General features: G+C 51.1%; 18 protein-coding genes and 1 other annotated feature. Of the genes, 11 read left to right on the forward strand and 7 right to left on the reverse strand.

Annotation, left to right across the window (positions count from 1 at the left end; genetic code table 11):
* The first annotated feature begins 205 nt into the window (after positions 1-205).
* Positions 206-1723 (forward strand): trypsin-like serine peptidase, encoded by a 1518-nt coding sequence (locus BS639_RS04340; RefSeq protein WP_139804042.1) that lies wholly within the window; start codon positions 206-208, stop codon positions 1721-1723.
* A gap of 65 nt (positions 1724-1788) precedes the next feature.
* Here the strand turns inward: BS639_RS04340 and elbB are convergent, their stop codons facing one another.
* Positions 1789-2481 carry an isoprenoid biosynthesis glyoxalase ElbB gene (gene elbB / locus BS639_RS04345; protein WP_084982345.1) on the reverse strand — a complete coding sequence of 231 codons (693 nt, stop codon included), beginning with the start codon at positions 2479-2481 and terminating at the stop codon, positions 1789-1791.
* Between the two features lie 195 nt (positions 2482-2676).
* Positions 2677-3678 carry a zinc-binding alcohol dehydrogenase family protein gene (locus tag BS639_RS04350; protein ID WP_055774670.1) on the reverse strand — a complete coding sequence of 334 codons (1002 nt, stop codon included), beginning with the start codon at positions 3676-3678 and terminating at the stop codon, positions 2677-2679.
* Positions 3679-3794: 116 nt separating this feature from the next.
* Here BS639_RS04350 and BS639_RS04355 point away from each other — a divergent pair, with 116 nt between their 5' ends.
* Positions 3795-4697: a LysR family transcriptional regulator gene (locus BS639_RS04355; protein ID WP_084982346.1), complete on the forward strand. Its 903-nt coding sequence runs from the start codon at positions 3795-3797 to the stop codon at positions 4695-4697.
* Between the two features lie 75 nt (positions 4698-4772).
* On the opposite strand, the gene ettA is transcribed toward BS639_RS04355, so the two are convergent.
* Positions 4773-6440 carry an energy-dependent translational throttle protein EttA gene (ettA, locus tag BS639_RS04360; RefSeq protein ID WP_072156422.1) on the reverse strand — a complete coding sequence of 556 codons (1668 nt, stop codon included), beginning with the start codon at positions 6438-6440 and terminating at the stop codon, positions 4773-4775.
* Between the two features lie 463 nt (positions 6441-6903).
* On the opposite strand from ettA, the gene sltY reads away from it, so the two are divergent.
* Both sltY and trpR read left to right on the forward strand, forming a co-directional pair.
* Positions 6904-8832 (forward strand): murein transglycosylase, encoded by a 1929-nt coding sequence (gene sltY / locus BS639_RS04365; protein WP_084982347.1) that lies wholly within the window; start codon positions 6904-6906, stop codon positions 8830-8832.
* A 56-nt stretch (positions 8833-8888) separates the two neighbouring features.
* The gene (trpR, locus tag BS639_RS04370) at positions 8889-9233 is read left to right on the forward strand and encodes a trp operon repressor (protein ID WP_084982348.1); all 345 of its coding nucleotides are present in this window, start codon (positions 8889-8891) and stop codon (positions 9231-9233) included.
* Positions 9234-9250: 17 nt separating this feature from the next.
* On the opposite strand, the gene yjjX is transcribed toward trpR, so the two are convergent.
* Positions 9251-9784, reverse strand: coding sequence for an inosine/xanthosine triphosphatase (yjjX, locus tag BS639_RS04375; protein WP_055774692.1), 534 nt, complete (start codon positions 9782-9784; stop codon positions 9251-9253).
* A 50-nt stretch (positions 9785-9834) separates the two neighbouring features.
* Between yjjX and gpmB the strand changes: the two genes are divergently transcribed.
* Entirely contained in the window at positions 9835-10482 is a 648-nt protein-coding gene (gpmB, locus tag BS639_RS04380) for a 2,3-diphosphoglycerate-dependent phosphoglycerate mutase GpmB (RefSeq protein ID WP_055774694.1), read from the forward strand.
* Between the two features lie 92 nt (positions 10483-10574).
* Here gpmB and robA read toward each other — a convergent pair whose 3' ends face one another.
* The gene (gene robA / locus BS639_RS04385; protein ID WP_055774696.1) at positions 10575-11444 is read right to left on the reverse strand and encodes an MDR efflux pump AcrAB transcriptional activator RobA; all 870 of its coding nucleotides are present in this window, start codon (positions 11442-11444) and stop codon (positions 10575-10577) included.
* Between the two features lie 211 nt (positions 11445-11655).
* Here robA and creA point away from each other — a divergent pair, with 211 nt between their 5' ends.
* A complete protein-coding gene (gene creA / locus BS639_RS04390; protein ID WP_055774699.1) occupies positions 11656-12132 on the forward strand; it encodes a protein CreA in 477 nt (158 codons plus the stop codon).
* Between the two features lie 135 nt (positions 12133-12267).
* Here the strand turns inward: creA and arcA are convergent, their stop codons facing one another.
* Positions 12268-12984: a two-component system response regulator ArcA gene (gene arcA, locus BS639_RS04395; RefSeq protein WP_055774702.1), complete on the reverse strand. Its 717-nt coding sequence runs from the start codon at positions 12982-12984 to the stop codon at positions 12268-12270.
* A 668-nt stretch (positions 12985-13652) separates the two neighbouring features.
* Between arcA and BS639_RS04400 the strand changes: the two genes are divergently transcribed.
* From BS639_RS04400 to thrC, 5 genes are all read left to right on the forward strand, one after another.
* Positions 13653-14339, forward strand: a complete 687-nt coding sequence (locus BS639_RS04400; RefSeq protein WP_084982349.1) for a tRNA/rRNA methyltransferase — start codon at positions 13653-13655, stop codon at positions 14337-14339.
* Positions 14340-14557: 218 nt separating this feature from the next.
* On the forward strand, positions 14558-14626 hold the full coding sequence (gene thrL / locus BS639_RS04405; protein WP_072045096.1) for a thr operon leader peptide: 69 nt from the start codon (positions 14558-14560) through the stop codon (positions 14624-14626).
* Positions 14565-14682 (forward strand) — a sequence feature (Thr leader region). It overlaps the preceding gene by 62 nt.
* 53 nt (positions 14683-14735) lie before the next feature.
* A complete protein-coding gene (gene thrA / locus BS639_RS04410; RefSeq protein WP_084982350.1) occupies positions 14736-17210 on the forward strand; it encodes a bifunctional aspartate kinase/homoserine dehydrogenase I in 2475 nt (824 codons plus the stop codon).
* A 1-nt stretch (position 17211) separates the two neighbouring features.
* Positions 17212-18141, forward strand: a complete 930-nt coding sequence (thrB, locus tag BS639_RS04415; protein WP_055774710.1) for a homoserine kinase — start codon at positions 17212-17214, stop codon at positions 18139-18141.
* Between the two features lie 3 nt (positions 18142-18144).
* The gene (gene thrC, locus BS639_RS04420) at positions 18145-19434 is read left to right on the forward strand and encodes a threonine synthase (RefSeq protein WP_055774713.1); all 1290 of its coding nucleotides are present in this window, start codon (positions 18145-18147) and stop codon (positions 19432-19434) included.
* Positions 19435-19569: 135 nt separating this feature from the next.
* Here thrC and yaaA read toward each other — a convergent pair whose 3' ends face one another.
* Positions 19570-20361: a peroxide stress protein YaaA gene (gene yaaA / locus BS639_RS04425; protein WP_084982351.1), complete on the reverse strand. Its 792-nt coding sequence runs from the start codon at positions 20359-20361 to the stop codon at positions 19570-19572.
* Positions 20362-20454: the final 93 nt, after the last annotated feature.

Below are 20454 nucleotides of genomic sequence, written 5' to 3' on the forward strand. Positions count from 1 at the left end.
ACAATTACTCCTTTAAATTGAATATTATTTAATTTAATTAAGAATTTTCTCTATGCTGAGGGACTAATTCTATTTTTTATAGCCTGTGTATTTTTTATTTTTAAACGATGTTACCCTGCCTGCATTGAAATAAGTGTTTATTTTATAATCTTCTTGTTTATTTTCTATTAAACTTTCTACACTGCTGAAACTATTGGGTAATATTTTGAATATTAATGCCGTTTTTCGTGGGATGACTATTGCTTTTGCAGCAGTCATTTCCATTAATTCTTATGCGCTTGTTATGAATAATCCTACTTTTATAAATAATGGCGGCCATCTCTCCAATGTAAATAACACAATGGAGCACGCCTATGAACCTTTGCGTAAAGAGAGTTATTCAGCTCGCTTTGATGCCGTGGGTAAAATTTATTCTTGTAGCTCAACGTGGCTCGGCGACAGTAAAGACGGTACAAAAAGCTATATTCTAGCCGCTGGCCACTGTATGGATTTTAATAGTCCCGGTGAAGCCACAAAAGCCTACCACGGGGAGTTTCGTGACCGCCATGATCGTTTGATAGCCAAAGACGGCGTTTATTATACCGGCCCTTATCGTACCCATCGCCCAGAAGGCATGGGAGGTGTGAGTGGTGATATTGGGATACTGGTATTAAATAAAAAAGCGCCGATTCTGGACGAACAGGGTAAGCCGCTTAATAAACCGTGGATTTATGATGGATCTCGGGAAATGGATAAGCCCGTCGAGCTGGTAGGTTACGGTAACTGGGGAGTTGGCCAGGCAGCAGTAAGGCCTAGTGATAATCCTAATGACGATTTTTCGCCACAGCAGGGCTCCAGGCGTGCATGGGGTCAGAGTTATATTAATGAGCTTTTCGAGAAGGACTACGCATTGGGCGCGCCTTATCACCCTGAGCAGGTCTCAAAAGCCTGGGCTCGTTTAGCGCCTGGCGACAGTGGTTCAGCCTGGTGGCAGCAGCATAACGGCTTCTGGACTATTATCGGGATTACCAAAACAGGTGTTGAAGAAGCCTCTTATGGCGTTCGCGTCAGCAAATACGTTGATTGGATTAAAAGTATCTATCCTGACGTAAATACCCTGAGTCAAATGACCACGGTCAACGAAAAACAGACGCTGACATTACCTGACTTCTCTAAAGACTTGGCCGACAGCTCGGTAACTTACATCGTACCTAAGCAATCTAATGCCACGGGACCGACTGTCCCAGACTGGGATTTAGGTAAAGGTTACAGTGAAATAATCGTCACCTTACCCAATATCAAAACGGGCCACAATCAGTCGATAACATTGCGTGCCTGGCGTAATGTGGGTTGTGCTAATGCACCAATGAACAGTGCTACCGGCTGTGGCAAGGCAAGTCCTTTAGAATTAAAGTACGCCGAGGAAGATAATAAAACCTTACCAGAAGGTCATTATAAAGGAACTTTCAATCTGCTTGCGCAAGGTTGGCATGATACAAATTATCGTAATAATTTGCTGCTCGCTGTGGATTTAAATATCCAAGGTCATCAAACGGATAAACCGTTATACCCTATTTATCAGCAAGGGCATCACTATGAGGCGGGTCAAATAGTGACGGCGAAAAATGGCAAGCTTTATAAATGTAAAAATAAGCCCTTTGCAAAATTCTGTAGTATAAACAGTGCTGCTTATTCACCTGGCCGCGGTCCAGCCTGGTCAGTTGCATGGATTGCTTTACGTTAACAGTTTTTTAGCGGGCTAATAATATTTATTGTCAGCCCGCTATTCTTTTCAAATTAATGATCTATTTATCCCACGGCGTGCAGAAAATAGGACCTGCGGCTAATGCTCATTGATAACACCTCTTTTACCAGCTTATCAATTCCGGCTTTTGCTTCCAGTAAACTGGTCGCCACCATATAAGCCGGACTTGTTACCAGATTATTTTTTACGTCTACGACGGTTTCGTCAAAGGACGCCAGCCTGTGCACCGCACCCATGCTTTCTAAAATAGCGACAGTGTCCGCATCGTTACCAATGGTCAGCTCCACGTCTTCGCCATAAATCAGCGGCAACAATACGGGCGCAATGGACAGATAGCCCGCTGGCTTATTCTCATTTTTGAAGCTGTTGAGCACTTCAAGGGTGGGACTATTGATATCAACGTCAGGGCCTTTAAAGGCAAAGTCAGACAGGTTGATGGCCACACCGGCACCGCCGAGCACAATCACGGCATCAAAATCGCGTGAATGACACTCGGTAATGGCTTTAACCTCGCCGCGCACTATTCTCGCAGACTCAAACAGCACGTTTCTTTCCTGATGAGAAATTTCCCCGGTGATGTGATTGATCACGTGATGGTGTGCAATATCCGGTGCAAAGCATTGATAAGAAGCTTGGCCGCTCTCAAGTGCAAGTAAAGTGAGGACCACTTCGTGAACATCGGCACCGTCATAGACGCCACAGCCGGAGAGAATAACCGCGACCTTTTTTGTATCCATTAACAGTCCCCTTTATTATCACTGATCGGTTAACTTTATTTTTGCCTAGAATTAACTTTTTCTCTGTGACCTCAGTTAGGAATGTGGATTTTTTATCCTTTTTTTGCCGATATTTTGTGAGAAAACTCACGAGTGTAGCCGTGAATACAGATCAAAAAAGGGCCGCTGGGCGGCCCTTTTAAATCAAGCGAAGCGTTAGAAAGCAACCACTACCTTGCCCTGCATGTGTCCGTCGAGCACTCTGTCATGCGCAGCCTGAATGTTTTCAGGGGTCAGCCCTGCAAGCGTTTCTGTTAGCGTAGTCTTCACTTTTCCAGCATCAACCAACTCGGCAACCTGAGTCAGAATGTTACCCTGCTCGGCAATGTCTGCGGTGGTGTACATACTGCGGGTAAACATAAATTCCCAATGCAGCGAAGCGCTTTTCAACTTAAGCTGGTTTTGGTCCAGCGGCTCGGCATTTTCAACGATGGTACAAATTTTCCCCAATGGCGCGATCAGTTTGCCAATCGCGTCCCAGTGGCCGTCGGTATCATTGAGACAGAAAATGTAATCCACCTGTTTGATGCCTTGCTTTTCAAGCTCGCCGACCAAGTCTTTATAGTTTACGGTCAGCGCCGCGCCGCGCTCAATGCACCACTGGGCAGATTCGGGACGCGATGCAGTGGCGATAATTTTAACCTTGCTACGCTGTGCGGCGAAAGGGATCGCCAGCGAGCCTACGCCACCTGCGCCGCCGATGATCAACAACGTTTTATCAGCGCCACCGTCCTGGATCCTCAGGTGTTCAAACAGACCTTCCCAGGCAGTAAGGGCGGTTAACGGCATGGCAGCCGCTTCTGCCCAATTCAGGGTTTTAGGCTTTTTTGCCACGATGCGGTAATCAATCAGCTGCTGACTCGCGTTGCTGCCTGGCCTAGTAATGTCACCGGCGTACCACACTTCATCACCCACGCTGAACCCGCTAACGCTGCTGCCGACGGTTTTCACGACGCCGCTCGCATCCCAGCCCAACACTTTTGGGGCCTGCAAACCGTTTTTAACCGCACCCTGATGCACTTTGGTGTCCACCGGATTGATTGAAACTGCTTTAACCTCAACCAGCAGATCGTTCTTACCCACGTCAGGCTGCGGCAGTTCGATGGCGATAAACTGTTTTACATTCTTTGGGTCAACGGCAATTGCCTTGATGCTCATCTTGTTACTCCAATTAGGGTGGATAGGTTTAATTCAATAACACCAGTGTAGTCCCAGTGAGCCAAGCTGATAAGATGGACAATAATTAACAAAGTGTTCGGCTGAGGTGAACAATCGTGTTTAAGCAACTGCAGGATATGGCGCTGTTTGCGCTGGTGGCCGAAACGGGCAGCTTTACCACGGCGGCAAAGCGCGCGGGCTTGCCGAAGTCCAGCGTCAGTCAAAGGGTGAGTCAGCTGGAGCAAAATTTGGGGATCCGCTTACTTAACAGAACCACTCGGCAGCTAAATCTGACCTTTGCAGGCGAGCGCTATCTGGTGCACTGCCAGGAGATGCTCCAGGCCAGCGAGCGGGCCGAACAGGCTATTTTGCGCCTGAGAGACAATCCCAGCGGCCGCCTGCGCATAACCAGTCCCGCGGGGTTAGGCGCTACGCTGTTGGCGCGCATGAATGCCGAGTTCTCAAAACGCTATCCCGATGTTTCACTTGAAGTTTCCGTTTCTGATCAACTGATTGATTTGGTGCAGGAAGGTTTTGACGTCGCACTGCGCAGCGGTAAACCTCAAGACTCTTCGCTCATTGGCCGTTCACTCGGTGAGGGTCCGCGTTATCTGTTGGCTGCACCGGCTTATTTGGCCGAGCACCCGCCGCTCACTGTGCCACAGCAGCTTGAAGTGCATCGGTGTATTGGTCATCAGGCCTGGAAGGAGTGGGTTTTGCGCCGTGGCGATGTCTATCATCGCTGGGTGCTTCCTCCCGCCCACCATACCGATAATCTTCTCTACGCGCGAGAATGCGCGATAGCCGGTGCTGGCATTACACTGCTGCCGTCTTTTATGTGCCGAGAAGAAGTCAGGAGTGGGCAACTGGTGCGCGTATTGCCAGATTGGGAAGCCGAAAGTAATTCACTGTATCTCGTTTATCCCAGCCGTAAACTGAACTCCCCGGCGTTGGCCTGCTTTATTGATTTTATGCTGAACGAATACGCCTTTGCCGAACGCTACAATGCGCTACTGTAAAAAGTGCAGACAATAAAAAACCCGAGCTGCGAAAGCCCGGGTTTTTTGACATCTGCCACGATGAGTTCAACAAGATTATTTGGAAATTTTCTTGTACTTGATACGGCGTGGTTCCAGCGCGTCTGCACCCAGCGTACGCTTTTTGTACTCTTCGTACTCGGTAAAGTTACCTTCGAAGAATTCAACTTTACCTTCATCCTGATAGTCGAGGATGTGGGTGGCGATACGGTCGAGGAACCAACGGTCATGGGAAATGACCATCGCACAGCCCGGGAACTCCAGTAGGGCGTTTTCAAGCGCGCGCAGGGTCTCGATGTCGAGGTCATTGGTTGGTTCATCGAGCAGCAGCATGTTGCCGCCAACTTGCAACAGTTTTGCCAGATGTAAACGACCACGCTCACCCCCGGACAGCTCGCCTACGCGCTTGCCCTGATCGACGCCTTTGAAGTTAAAGCGGCCGACATAGGCGCGGCTTGGCATTTCAGTGGTGCCGATGCGCATGATGTCTTGACCGCCCGAGACTTCTTCCCACACGGTTTTGCTGTTGTCCATTGAGTCACGGAACTGATCGACAGAGGCCAGTACTACGGTCTCACCTAGTTCGATGTTGCCGCCGTTAGGCTGTTCCTGACCTGACATCATGCGGAACAGGGTCGATTTACCCGCGCCGTTTGGACCGATGATGCCAACAATCGCGCCTTTTGGCACCGAGAAGGACAGGTCGTCTATCAGAACGCGGTCACCGTAAGACTTGCTCAGGTTGTTGACCTCAACGACTTTATCGCCCAGGCGTGGGCCCGGTGGAATAAACAGTTCGTTGGTTTCGTTACGTTTCTGGTATTCGGTGTTGTTCAGTTCTTCAAAGCGAGACAGGCGTGCCTTACCTTTGGACTGTTGGCCTTTGGCGCCTTTACGAACCCACTCCAGCTCTTTTTCGATTGATTTACGACGGGCCGCTTCAGATGACGCTTCTTGTGCCAGACGTTCGTCTTTCTGCTCAAGCCAAGAGGAGTAGTTGCCTTCCCAAGGAATGCCTTCGCCGCGGTCAAGCTCAAGGATCCAGCCTGCCACGTTGTCGAGGAAGTAACGGTCGTGGGTAATGGCCACAACGGTGCCTTCGAAGTCGTGCAGGAAGCGCTCGAGCCACGCCACAGATTCGGCGTCCAAGTGGTTGGTCGGTTCGTCGAGCAGCAGCATTTCGGGCTTTTCGAGCAGCAGGCGGCACAGGGCCACGCGGCGGCGCTCACCACCTGAAAGGGTCGCAATTTTCGCATCCCACTCAGGCAGGCGGAGTGCATCAGCGGCGCGTTCGAGCTGAGCATTAAGGTTGTGGCCGTCATGTGCCTGAATTATCTCTTCCAGCTTGCCCTGTTCGGCCGCCAGCTTGTCAAAATCGGCATCCGGATCGGCATAGAGTGCATACACTTCATCAAGACGTTTCAACGCACCCACAACTTCCGCTACGGCCTCTTCGACGGACTCGCGAACGGTCTGCTCCAGATTCAGCTGGGGTTCCTGCGGCAGATAGCCGATTTTCAAACCCGGCTGTGGGCGAGCTTCACCTTCAATATCGGTATCGATGCCGGCCATAATGCGCAGCAGGGTTGATTTACCTGACCCGTTCAGGCCGAGTACGCCGATTTTGGCACCCGGGAAGAAGCTGAGTGAGATGTTTTTCAGAATATGACGCTTTGGCGGAACGACTTTGCCAAGGCGATGCATGCTGTATACGTATTGAGCCACGTTGTTTTGAGCCTCTTGCTTGCAGGCCGGTCGCAGTCAGCAGGTCAGGTTGACACTGCGCACGTACCGGCGGATTAGAGCCAGCCCCGCCTGACTGCGGCATGACTGAGATATGTTCCGACTGCGAAGTTTAGCGTGTTTCAGCCTAACTCTCACCCCCCAACGCCAAATAGATCTGCGCCAGGTTGTGGTATTGTCGAAGCCCGTTCTTAAGTACAAGGCCCGTTTTGCAAGATGACAACGGCGAACCGCAATGGGCGGGGGTGTTCGCCAGAGGAAGTAAAATGATGCTGAGTTCTTCAAACTGTGTAAAGTTTGTGACGCCGGAAGGGCATTTCTTCATTTATCGCGGTGAATAGATTAGCGTATGCAGTGTCTATCAATGGCGGCTGGGCAGTTTTGCCCTCAAAGCCTGGCTTTTGAGTAAGCAGTAGCAACACAATCAGCGGGGATAAAGGTAAGTATGGTCAAGGCGGACAAGTGGCGATTTCTTGCAGTAGGACTGTTGTTAACCACGGCAACCGGAGCGGCCAAGGCTGACTCTCTGGATGCCCAACGTCAGCGTTATACGCAGATTAAACAGGCCTGGGATGCGAATCAGTTAGACGTGGTCAGTCAATTGATGCCCACACTGACCGACTACCCTTTATATCCGTATCTGGAATATCGCCAGCTTACGCAGAACATTGCGACAGCGACACCGCAGCAGGTGACGGCGTTTGTTCAGGCAAATCCAACGCTGCCTCCGGCACGCTCTTTACCTGCGCGTTTTGTTAACGAACTGGCAAACCGACAGGACTGGCAGGGGCTATTGGCCTTTAGCCCACAGGCACCCAAGCCGGTTGCTGCACGCTGTAACTACTATTTCGCCAAATGGTCCACCGGCCAGCAGCAGGTTGCCTTTGAGGGTGCCAAAGATATCTGGCTGACCGGCACCTCGCTGCCCACCTCGTGCGATAAACTGTTCACCGTCTGGCAGCAGGCTGGAAACCAAACTGCATTGACTACGCTGCAACGTATTGGGCTGGCGATGAAAGCCGGCAATACCAACTTGGTCAACTATCTGGCCAAACAGCTGCCGCCGGATTATCAGACAATGAGCGATGCGTTGGTCAAACTGCAGAACGATCCTAGCAGTATTGAAAGCTTTGCCCGCACCGTGGGGCCGACCGATTTCACCCGCAACGCCGTGACGATCGCCTTTTCTCGTGTGGTCAGTACTGACGTTGAAAATGCCCGCTCAATGCTGCCAGTGCTTGCTCGTTTGCAAAAGATGGACGACAGCGACCGTCTTGCGCTGGAAGAGGCTGTCGCCTGGCGTTATATGGGCAACGATGCCACGCCGGAGCAGGCCGCCTGGCGCGATAACGTAATTTTACGCAGTCACTCCACCTCGTTGGTTGAGCGCCGAATTCGTATGTCGCTGGCCAGTGGTGACAGAAAAGGGCTGGCGCGCTGGATGCAGCAGCTGCCCGCCGACGCGATGCAGGAAGATGAATGGCGCTACTGGCACGCTTCAGTTCTCATGGATCAGGGTAAACGCGCCGAAGCGGAAAGTATTTTACGCACCTTGATGCAGGGCCGCGGGTTCTATCCGATGGCCGCGGCGCAGAAGCTTAACGTTGCTTATCCCTTGACTATCGACGTGGCGCCAAAGCCGGACGCCAGCTTAGGCAAGCTTGCAGAAGTGGTTCGCGTTCGCGAATTGATGTATTGGAACATGGACAATCTGGCGAGAACGGAATGGACCTATCTGGTGCTGAGTCGCAGCAGGTCGCAGCAGGAAGCGTTAGCCCGCTATGCCTTTGAAAAAGGTTGGCCCGAGCTTAGCGTGCAGGCCACTATTGCGGGAAAACTGTGGGACTCATTGCAGGAGCGTTTCCCTCTGGCCTGGTCGTCTGAGTTCCGCCAGGCAACTGAAAATAAAGGGATAACCCAGAGCTATGCGATGGCCATCGCGCGTCAGGAAAGCGCATGGAACCCACAGGCGCGTTCGCCGGTCGGTGCTTCTGGGCTGATGCAGTTAATGCCGGCTACGGCCCAGCATACGGTACAAATGAACGCCATTCCGGGCTATACCAACAGCAGTCAACTTTTTGATCCACAAACCAATATCACCATCGGTACCGGTTATTTGGAATACGTTTATCAGATGTTTGGCCGCAACCGGATTCTGTCGAGTGCAGCCTACAATGCAGGCCCGTCGCGAGTGAATACCTGGCTGGGTAATACACAGGGACAGGTTGATGCCGTGGCGTTTGTGGAGAGTATTCCTTTCTCGGAAACTCGCCGATATGTTAAAAATGTGTTAGCATATGATGCGTTTTATCGCTACTTTTTACATCAGCCAGCCAAAATCTTAACGGATGCGGAGTGGCAGAGGCGTTATTGATCTTTGCATCAATATGATATGCTGCTGTACTAGTTCAATAGTATGGCAGCGCATTGATGGCACAAATTTCTTTAAACGACCCGGCTCTTTCTCAACAAGGCAATGAAGACTGGCAATCCTTTATGGCATTGCTACAGCAATCTTTTGCTGAAAATCTGCACTATTCTCTGCTACAGCTTTTTCTGACGCCTGATGAACGCACGGCGCTGGGAACGCGACTGAGAATTATCGAGGAGTTGATGAAGGGGGAGTTGAGCCAGCGGGAGCTCAAAAATCAGTTGGGGGCAGGTATAGCAACGATAACCCGCGGCTCTAACGGTTTAAAATCCGCGCCGCCAGAGCTAAAGGCCTGGTTGGCAGCGCAGTTGCTAGATTCTACGGACGGCGAGACACTGCCTTAAGCACCGGCTTCGCGCCGTTAGTGTGTCTGTGAGCGAGTCTGGTAAATGGCATTATGAAAGGGTGACAGGGCGAGCACCAGAGCCTGATGATATACGCTGGTACGCGTCAGTTTACCCGCGGTAAAAATCCCGATAGCGCCGCCTTTACGTTTTACTTCGGCAATTCCCGAGAGTTTTTCCATTTCGTCGCCCAATTCACTCCCTTGATTGATCTCTTGTAATATAATTTCAGGCAACATGAGACTCGCTGAGCGAGATTCGCCGCGCTGGTGCATATTTTCAATCACCATCCAGGCGAAAGTCATGTTGTCTTCGATACCGGCCTCTATGCCTACCCAAAAGTCCGCTTCAGGACGAACCTGGCGGGCGCTGATGACGCGATGTCTTGCGCCGGTGCGGGTTTCAATGTTGCCGATAGGTTGCTCAGGTACGCCGCTGTCGACGTCAATGCCTTCAATACGAAAGGTGTCGGCACCAAAGATATCTTCAAAAGCCATGGCAATTGCGTTAATTTTTGCCGGGTTAGTGGTAGCAGCGATAACGTGATACATAGATTTCATTGTCCTTAAGCTTATTTCACGCAGTATAACGGAAAACACTCATGTTACAGGTATATCTCGTCCGTCATGGCGAAACTGAATGGAATGCCGCACGCCGAATTCAAGGGCAGTCCGACAGTCCATTAACTGAAAAAGGGATCTTTCAGGCACAACAAGTTGCCGAGAGAGTGCGCAACGAGGGTATCACACATGTGATAGCCAGCGATCTGGGGCGTACTAAACGCACGGCAGAAATTATCGCCGACGCCTGTGGTTGCAAGGTCATTACCGACCCGCGCCTGCGTGAGCTGCACATGGGCGTGCTGGAAACCCGCAACCTTGACGGATTGAACCCTGAAGAAGAGCTATGGCGCAAGCAGATGGTTGACGGTACGCCAGAGGGGCGTATTCCCCAAGGTGAAACCATGAACGAGCTGGCGGCACGCATGCGTGAGGCGCTGGAAAGCTGCCTTAACCTGCCTGAGGGCAGCAAGCCGCTGCTGGTGAGTCACGGCATTGCGCTGGGTTGCCTTATTAGCACTATTTTAGGATTACCGGCCTATGCCGAGCGTCGTTTGCGTTTGCGTAACTGCTCAATTTCTCGCGTGGATCACCAGCAAAGTGCCTGGCTGGCATCGGGATGGATCGTTGAAACGGCGGGCGATGTCGCACATCTTGAGCAGCCCGCATTAGACGAACTTCAGCGGTAACCACGTGAATAAAAGCGTCGGTTTCAGTAGGGCAACGCTACACTAAGCAGGCGCAGGCAGGAATCATACATCCTGTCGCGTCTGATTAGAGGTTAACGGCGGATTGGGATGAGATAATCGCAGTCCAGCTCTTTTGGCGGCTCTGAACCCATCACTTTACGCGTGGGGTGGAAACGCTCAATGTCCTGACCTTTGCGGCGAGTGAGTTTCAGCATCGGCAAACAGGTGGTGTACAGGGTTAAAATAAACTCCTGCAGTGCTTCCGGTGAGCCTTTGAAGCGGAACAGCGCGTACTCTCCTTCATTAAGCACAATTTCCTGACCTTCCTGCATATTCTCGGTCAAATGGCTTGGCTCAATGGCGGTGGTGTACATGACTTCCTGTTCGTCATCTTTTTCCTGGCTCGGTCGTGAATGATGCAGACCGTACAACAGCGGCGGCAGTGCCGATGACTCACCGATATATTGACGCCAGAAGTGCGTGCGCATCTCATTGCGGTAGGTCGTAATTTGTTCCAGGGTGCAAGAATAGCTCTGCGTCACGCCTATCAGATGCTTCTCTGGCAGCGACAGATACTCTGGCTGCGGCAGAATGAAAGCGCCTAAACGGATTGGCGGACAGATCCCGAAGGAGTGCCAATCTTCTGAACGACGATACAGTGCCGGAGTTTGTGCGAATTGTTTTTTGAAAGCCCGGGTGAAAGTCTGCTGCGAGTCAAAACGGTATTGCAGGGCAATATCAAGAATTGGCCGACTGGTCAGACGCAGTGCTACAGCAGCTTTTGAAAGCCTGCGAGCCCGAATGTAAGCACCGATAGCATTATTCGTGACATCCTTGAACATCCGTTGCAGGTGCCATTTCGAATAGCCTGCTTTTGCTGCAACGTTGTCGAGTGATAACGGCTGGTCCAAATGTGTTTCTAACCAGCTGAGAAGATCACGAATGATTCCTGCTTGATCCATAGATCATCCTCGTTGAACTAATATTGGCGCGTAGTGTTGTGAACCCGTGCATGATAGCAATTTTTTAACAGTAAAACTCGCAGATATTTTTTAGCTTACTGTGCGATATTGAAGAAAATATGGCTCTTTGATTTTAACTTTGTGAGCTTGCGCAAGCTGTTACAGTGGTACGATTGGTCTATTCATCAATAAAAGGACTTGGGGTAACTCAATGAAAAAGTGTTTAATTTTTGTTCTAGGTATGTTGTCTCTGTGTTCCAGTGTGGCTCAGGCCGAGCAGATTGGTTCCGTCGATACGGTGTTCAAACTGTTTGGTCCGGATCATAAAATTGTGGTCGAAGCCTTCGACGATCCTGACGTCAAAAATGTAACCTGTTATATCAGTCGGGCGAAAACCGGTGGAATTAAAGGTGGACTGGGATTGGCTGAAGATACGTCTGATGCTGCTATTTCTTGCCAACAGATTGGGCCGGTTGACGTCTCTGACGATATCAAGAAAAACGGCGACAAAGGGACCGTCGTCTTCAAGCAAAGAACATCACTTATTTTCAAGAAATTGCAGGTAGTACGTTTTTATGACCCGAAACGCAACGCACTGGTTTATTTGAGCTATTCCGATAAAGTTGTGGATGGTTCGCCTAAGAATGCCATCAGCGCGGTGCCAATTATTCCATGGTCTACTCGCTAATTTCGTAGAATGAACAAGGCCAGCTTTCGCTGGCCTTTCTTACAGTTACAGACCGGTTGGCAACCCGTGTGTTAACGATTCATTTTTACTTGGTGAGCAGTGGCTCGATAACTCAAGCCTGCTTCGGGGCTGCAATTACTCTTGCAGATCGCCGCAGAAGCGATAGCCTTCACCGTGGATAGTTGCAATGATTTCTGGCGTATCCGGCGTGGCTTCGAAATGCTTGCGAATGCGACGGATGGTGACATCGACGGTACGGTCATGGGGTTTAAGCTCACGGCCAGTCATTTTCTTGAGCAAGTCACCGCGGGTCTGAATTTTACCCGGGTTTTCACAGAAGTGCAGCATGGCGCGGAATTCGCTACGGGGCAACTTGTACTGTTCACCGGTAGGGCTGACCAGTGAACGGCTGTTGATGTCCAGCTCCCAGCCATTGAAGCGATAGCTTTCAACCAGACGGCGCTCTTCACCAACCGGGCTCAGATTCATGGTACGCGTCAACAGGTTACGCGCACGAATGGTGAGTTCACGTGGGTTGAACGGCTTGGTCATGTAATCGTCGGCGCCGATTTCCAGGCCGAGGATCTTGTCGACTTCGTTGTCGCGTCCGGTCAGGAACATCAGGGCGACATTCGCCTGCTCGCGCAGTTCACGCGCCAGCAGCAGGCCATTTTTGCCTGGCAGATTGATGTCCATCACGACCAGGTTAATGTTGTTCTCGGACAGGATGTGATGCATTTCAGCACCGTCGTTGGCTTCGAAAACGTCGTAGCCTTCTGCCTCAAAAATACTTTTTAAAGTATTGCGTGTTACTAACTCGTCTTCGACGATAAGAATTTGGGGGGTCTGCATTTTTGCTACCTAAGATTGCCAACAAATAGAAAATAGGAGTACAGAAGTCTTTGTTATATCGAACAATTTTACTTTTTTATTGTCCAGTTTCACTCTTCACATGACTAATGTACGTAAACGCGTTCTTGGTACACTTTCCATCAACGGCAATAACATCGCCTGCTCAGTTGGGATATCACTTCCTGCAGTCCCGTTGGTACCATGAGCGGCGCATATCCTAACCCTATTAACAGCAATATAACAGCGAGTACCGAAACTACCACTCAACAAAACTACGCTTTGTTGACATATATCAATTTCAATTGTAGCACGGTAACAGAAAGGTGAAAAATACTTAAAATCCGGCACCTGATACTTACATTTTGCTGTTTATTAAAAAATATTTGATAGTTAAATAACTTTAAGTTTCAAAAAAGTTAACAAATAGTACAAATTTACTTATCACTTTGATTATTAACCCCTATTAATGACCATTGATGAGTAGGATGCTATTCATTGTCTGATTACAATCATGAGGGCTTTTTGCCGCAAAACGGGCACTGACATATTCAGAGACTGTTAAACGGATGTGAATTATAATTCTGGTCATCCCGATTGTCCGTGGCCAAAAATAGATCTCGATGGCGGCTTGGCGGTCGTCTTTTATCGTCATTTTTTAGAGGTAGCTCATGCAGGTTCATATTATTCTTGTCTCACCAGCACGGCCTGAAAATGTGGGGGCTGCGGCGCGGGCAATGAAAACCATGGGTTTTACCTCCCTGCGCATCGTTGAAAGCCAGGCGCATTTGCAACCGGAAGCCGGTTGGGTTGCGCACGGCTCAGGCGAAATTTTGCAAAATGCCCTGCATTTTGCCACCCTTAGCGACGCGCTGGCCGATATCGATTTTACCGTCGCGACCACCGCCCGCAGCCGCGCCAAGTTTCATTATTACTGCACGCCGCAGGAGCTTGAAAGCCAGCTAGTCGAGCGCCAGAGTTGGGTGAACAACGTGGCGCTGGTGTTTGGCCGTGAAGACTCTGGGCTGACCAATGAGGAGCTTGAGCTGGCCGACCTGCTGACCGGCGTTCCGATGGTGGCTGACTATCCTTCTTTGAATTTGGGTCAGGCGGTGATGGTGTTCTGCTATCAGCTCTCTTCTTTACATCAGTTAGTGCAGAAACGGCCGGTTCAGGCCGAAGCGGGTCAGCTTGAAGCACTGCGTGCGAGAGTGTCGCGTTTACTGGTCAATCTTGATGCCCATAATGACCAGAAATTAGCCGACTGGCTGCATCAAAGGTTGGGCGTTCTCGAACAGCGAGACGCGGCGATGCTGCACACTTTGCTGCACGATATTGAAAAAAAAATCGACCGCTGAGGCAGGACGCTTTTGGCGAGTTGGACGGTGTTTTGTCTAACCTTTACGCATGATTTTGGTTATATTATCTAAATAAGTCGTGAAAACATGGTGTAAATCGCTGCCGTGAAAGATTGGCGAAACAGGCCAGAATCGAGAAAAAAATTGACTTACGGTGCCTGATGCTTTAGCTAATAGGGCAGACAGAGTAAAAACGAATAAGACGAACACAAAAACAAATGCGACACATCAGCCTGAACACAACAATTATTACCACCACCATTACCATCGGTAACGGGGCGGGCTGACGCGTACAGGAAAAACAGAAAAAAGCCCGCACCTAAACAGTGCGGGCTTTTTTTTTAGGCTACATTCCCTTGTAAATATTGCTCGATAAGAGAGTAGGAGAATCCAGAAATGCGAGTGTTGAAATTTGGCGGGACTTCAGTAGCAAATGCCGAACGCTTCCTGCGGGTTGCAGAAATCATGGAGAGCAACGCAAGTCAGGGACAGGTTGCTACGGTGTTGTCAGCCCCGGCTAAAATTACCAATCATCTGGTCGCGATGATCGAAAAAACCGTTGCCGGGCAGGACATCCTGCCGAACATGAGCGATGCAGAGCGCATTTTTGCCGATTTGATTTCTGGCCTTGCCGATGCGCAGCCAGGATTCGACCTGCCCGCCGTCAAAACGTTCGTCGAGCAGGAGTTTGGTCAGCTCAAGCAACTTTTACACGGGGTGGCGCTGTTGGGACAGTGTCCTGACAGCGTTAACGCCAGCATCATCTGCCGCGGTGAAAAACTCTCTATTGCCATCATGGAAGCCGTTTTTAAAGCCAAAGGCTTTGGCGTGACCGTGATCAATCCGGTCGAAAAACTGCTTGCCGTTGGCCACTATCTTGAATCAACCGTCGACATCAATGAGTCTACCGCACGCATTGCCGCCAGCAATATTCCTGCCAGTGATATCGTCCTGATGGCCGGTTTCACCGCCGGAAATGACAAAGGCGAATTGGTCGTACTAGGCCGTAACGGTTCTGACTACTCAGCTGCGGTGTTGGCTGCCTGTCTGCGTGCCGACTGCTGTGAAATCTGGACCGATGTCGACGGTGTTTACACCTGCGACCCACGCATCGTGCCAGATGCTCGCCTGCTCAAGTCAATGTCCTATCAGGAGGCGATGGAGCTTTCCTACTTCGGCGCAAAAGTATTGCACCCGCGCACCATTACCCCAATTGCTCAATTCCAGATCCCGTGCCTAATTAAAAACACCTCCAATCCGCAGGCACCGGGCACGCTTATTGGCAGCAACAGCGCAGGCAGCGAGTTGGAAGATAAGAGCATGCCGGTGAAGGGCATTACTAATCTGAATAACATGGCGATGGTCAACGTTTCCGGCCCAGGGATGAAGGGTATGATTGGCATGGCCGCCCGCGTGTTTGCGGTAATGTCGCGCTCGGGAATTTCAGTGGTGTTGATCACTCAATCCTCTTCGGAATACAGCATCAGCTTCTGCGTACCGCAGGCTGAGCTGATTCGCGCCCGGAAAGCGCTGGAAGATGAATTCTATCTTGAGTTGAAAGACGGCCTGCTTGAACCGCTGGACGTTACTGAAAAACTGGCCGTAATTTCCGTGGTCGGTGATGGAATGCGGACGCTACGCGGCATCTCTGCCAAGTTTTTCTCCGCGCTTGCTCGCGCTAATATCAACATCGTCGCGATTGCACAAGGCTCTTCCGAGCGTTCAATTTCGGTGGTGGTCAGTAATGACGACGCCACAATGGGCGTGCGTGTAAGCCATCAGATGCTGTTTAACACCGACCAGGTCATTGAGGTATTCCTGATTGGTGTGGGCGGCGTGGGTGGCGCGCTGATTGAGCAAATTCGGCGTCAGCAGGCTTGGCTTAAAGCCAAGCATATAGATTTACGCGTGTGCGGCATCGCCAACTCCCGGGCGATGCTGACTAATGTGCACGGCATTGCGCTGGAAAGCTGGCGTGATGAGCTGGGTGCTGCCAAAGAGCCGTTCAATATCGGCCGTCTGATCCGTTTGGTTAAAGAATATCATCTGCTTAATCCGGTGGTGGTGGACTGTACTTCCAATGAGGCGATTGCCAATCAGTATGCCGACCTGCTGACCGACGGTTTCCACGTGGTGACGCCGAATAAACGCGCCAACACCTCGTCGATGAATTACTACTATCAACTGCGCAAGGCCGCCGCGAGTTCTCGTCGAAAATTCCTGTACGACACGAATGTTGGCGCAGGCCTGCCGGTGATTGAGAATTTGCAAAACCTGCTTAATGCCGGTGATGAGCTAGTGCGTTTTACCGGAATACTGTCGGGTTCCTTGTCGCAGATTTTTGGCAAGCTGGATGAGGGTGTTTCTCTCTCTACGGCAACGCTGGCGGCACGTGAAAGCGGCTTTACCGAGCCGGATCCGCGTGATGATCTGTCGGGTATGGACGTGGCGCGCAAACTGCTTATTTTGGCGCGTGAGGCCGGTTACAAACTTGAGCTTTCTGACATTGAAGTCGAGTCAGTTCTGCCGGTATCCTTTGACGCCAGCGGTGATGTGAATGCCTTCCTCTCGCGTCTGCCTGAACTTGACGCCGAATTTTCGCAGCGCGTGGCAGACGCCGCCGCCGAAGGTAAAGTATTGCGCTACGTGGGTGCCATTGATGAAGGGCGTTGCAGCGTGAAAATCGTCGCCGTCGACGGTAACGATCCGCTGTATAAAGTGAAAAATGGCGAGAATGCGCTGGCGTTCTACAGCCGCTACTATCAACCGATTCCTTTAGTTTTGCGCGGCTACGGTGCGGGTAACGATGTTACTGCTGCTGGCGTATTTGCCGATCTTTTGCGAACGCTGTCATGGAAGTTAGGAGTTTAATATGGTTAAGGTATATGCCCCGGCATCAATTGGTAACGTAAGCGTGGGTTTTGATGTGCTGGGTGCGGCAGTTTCTCCGGTGGATGGTTCGCTGCTGGGCGACTGCGTTACCGTTGAGGCGGCGTCAGCGTTTAGTCTCAAAAATGAAGGGCGCTTTGTTTCCAAGCTGCCGGACAAGATGGAAGAGAACATTGTTTACCAGTGCTGGCAGCGTTACTGTCAGGAAGTGGGCAAAGAAATTCCGGTGGCGATGACGCTCGAGAAGAACATGCCGATCGGCTCAGGTTTAGGCTCAAGCGCCTGTTCCGTGGTTGCCGGTTTGATGGCAATGAATGAATTTAACGGCAACGCGCTCAGCGACAGCAAAATGCTGGAGCTGATGGGCGAGCTGGAAGGGCGCATTTCGGGCAGCGTGCACTATGACAACGTAGCGCCTTGCTACCTCGGCGGGCTGCAGTTGATGCTTGAAGAGCTGGGTATCATCTCTCAGGACGTGCCGTGCTTTGACGAATGGCTCTGGGTCATGGCGTATCCAGGTATCAAGGTTTCTACCGCCGAAGCGCGCGCTATCTTGCCGGCACAGTACCGCCGTCAGGACTGCATTGCTCACGGTCGCTATTTGGCGGGCTTTGTTCACGCCTGCCATACGCAGCAGCCAGAATTGGCGGTTAAATTGATGAAAGACGTAATAGCCGAACCTTACCGCACCCGTTTGCTGCCTGGCTTTGCTCAGGCGCGCGAGGCTGCCGAAGAAATTGGTGCGCTGGCCTGCGGAATTTCAGGGTCAGGTCCAACGCTGTTCGCTGTGTGCAACGACGGCGAGACGGCGAAACGTATGGCTGATTGGTTGCAGAATCACTATCTGCAAAATGACGAAGGTTTTGTTCATATTTGTCGCCTGGATACCGCAGGCGCGAGACTATTGGGATAATCGATGAAACTGTATAACCTGAAGGATCACAACGAGCAGGTCAGCTTCGCACAAGCGGTGAAGCAGGGGCTGGGCAAGCAACAAGGACTGTTTTTTCCGCTGGATCTGCCTGAGTTTGAGCTGACCGAAATCGACCGGTTGCTCGAACTGGACTTTGTTACCCGCAGCAGCCGCATTCTCTCCGCTTTTATCGGTGACGAAATTCCCGAGGAGCAGCTGTATCAACGCGTTAAAAACGCCTTCGCATTCCCGGCACCCGTGGCAAAAGTGAGCGACGACGTAGCCTGCCTGGAGCTGTTCCACGGCCCAACGCTGGCTTTCAAAGATTTCGGCGGCCGTTTTATGGCACAGATCCTCACCGAAGTGTCGGGTGATCAGCCAGTAACGATTTTGACTGCAACTTCCGGTGATACCGGCGCGGCAGTGGCGCACGCCTTCCACGGTCTGAAAAACGTGCGCGTGGTCATCCTTTATCCGCGCGGCAAAATCAGCCCACTACAGGAAAAACTTTTCTGTACTCTCGGTGACAATATTCACACCGTGGCTATCGACGGCGATTTCGATGCTTGTCAGGCGCTGGTCAAACAGGCGTTTGACGATGAAGAGCTTAAGGTCGCATTGCACCTGAACTCGGCTAACTCGATCAACATCAGCCGCCTGTTGGCACAGATTTGCTACTACTTCGAAGCCGTAGCACAGCTGCCGCAGGAAGCGCGTAACCAGTTAGTGGTTTCAGTGCCTAGCGGCAACTTTGGCGACCTGACTGCGGGCCTGCTGGCCAAGTCTTTGGGCCTGCCTATTAAGCGTTTCATTGCCGCGACCAATGCCAACGACACCGTACCTCGTTTCCTGAGCAACGGTGAGTGGACGCCAAATAAAACCGTCGCCACGCTGTCGAATGCGATGGACGTCAGCCAGCCCAATAACTGGCCGCGCGTTGAAGAATTGTATCGCCGCAAGATCTGGCAGTTGAAAGATTTGGGCTATGCGGCCGTCAGCGACGAGACAACAGAAGACGCCATGCGCGAGCTGGCCGATATCGGCTATATCTCTGAGCCACACGCGGCGATTGCCTATCGCGCGCTGCGCGATCAGTTGAAAGAAGGGGAGTTTGGTCTGTTCATCGGCACGGCGCACCCGGCAAAATTCAAGGAAAGTGTAGACGCAATTTTGGGTCAGGATCTGCCATTGCCAAAAGAGTTGGCCGATCGTGCTGACCTGCCGCTGTTGTCGCACAACCTGCCTGATGACTTCAGCGAAATGCGTAAATTCCTGATGGCGCTGCCAGAGTAAGTTCTGTGATTGCCCCCTCCTGACCTCCCTCGCGATAAAACGCGGGGGAGGGATCTTTACCCTTCAATGTTGCAGGACAGATCCCTTCCCCTTTGGGGGAAGGTCAGCACAGGGGAGCGGTCATCTTAATCTTCCTCATTTCCCTCGCAGTGACTTCGGCTCTGCCCGCGTAAACACTAGCTCATTGCCTTCTGAACGTGCGGCGTCAAACTGGTATCCCTCAAGCGAGAAATCTTTCAATTGTTTAGCCTGGGTTAGACGCTCTTTGATGATAAAGCGACTCATCAGCCCGCGCGCCTTTTTGGCATAGAAGCTGATGACTTTGTAATTGCCGTTTTTCTCGTCGAGGAACACCGGCTTGATAATTTCACCCTCAAGCTTGGCGGGCTTCACCGCTTTGAAATATTCGTCAGACGCCAGGTTAACAAGAATATTATCTCCCTGCTCCTTAAGGATGACGTTCAATTTCTCAGTCAGCAAATCACCCCAAAATGCATACAGATTGGTCCCCTGAGGATTCTTCAGACGAATGCCCATCTCCAGACGATAAGGCTGCATCAGGTCCAGCGGGCGCAGCAGGCCGTAAAGCCCCGAGAGCATGCGCAGGTGTTTCTGGGCAAAATCGAAATCTTTTTCGCTGAAATTTTCCGCCTGCAAACCGGTATAAACGTCGCCTTTGAAGGCCAAAATAGCCTGACGTGCATTGTCCGCAGTGAAGTCCGGCTGCCAGTCGTTAAAGCGCTCGGCGTTGAGGTGTGCAAGCTTGTCGCTAATTCCCATCAGGCTTGAGATCTCTGCCGGTGTCAGTTTTTTTGCAATGCCAATGAGCTGACTGGATTTATCCAATAATTCCGGTTGAGTAAAGCGTTTGGTGGCGAGCTCACTTTCAAAATCGAGTGTTTTGGCTGGAGAAATAATGGTCAGCATAAGGGCGTCCGTTTAGTCTGCGCAGAAATTCAGCAGGGAATTGAAGAAAAATATCGGCACTACTTTATCAAAAAATAACCGTATGCGGGGCGA

Source organism: Rouxiella silvae (assembly GCF_002093625.1).
GTDB lineage: Bacteria > Pseudomonadota > Gammaproteobacteria > Enterobacterales > Enterobacteriaceae > Rouxiella > Rouxiella silvae.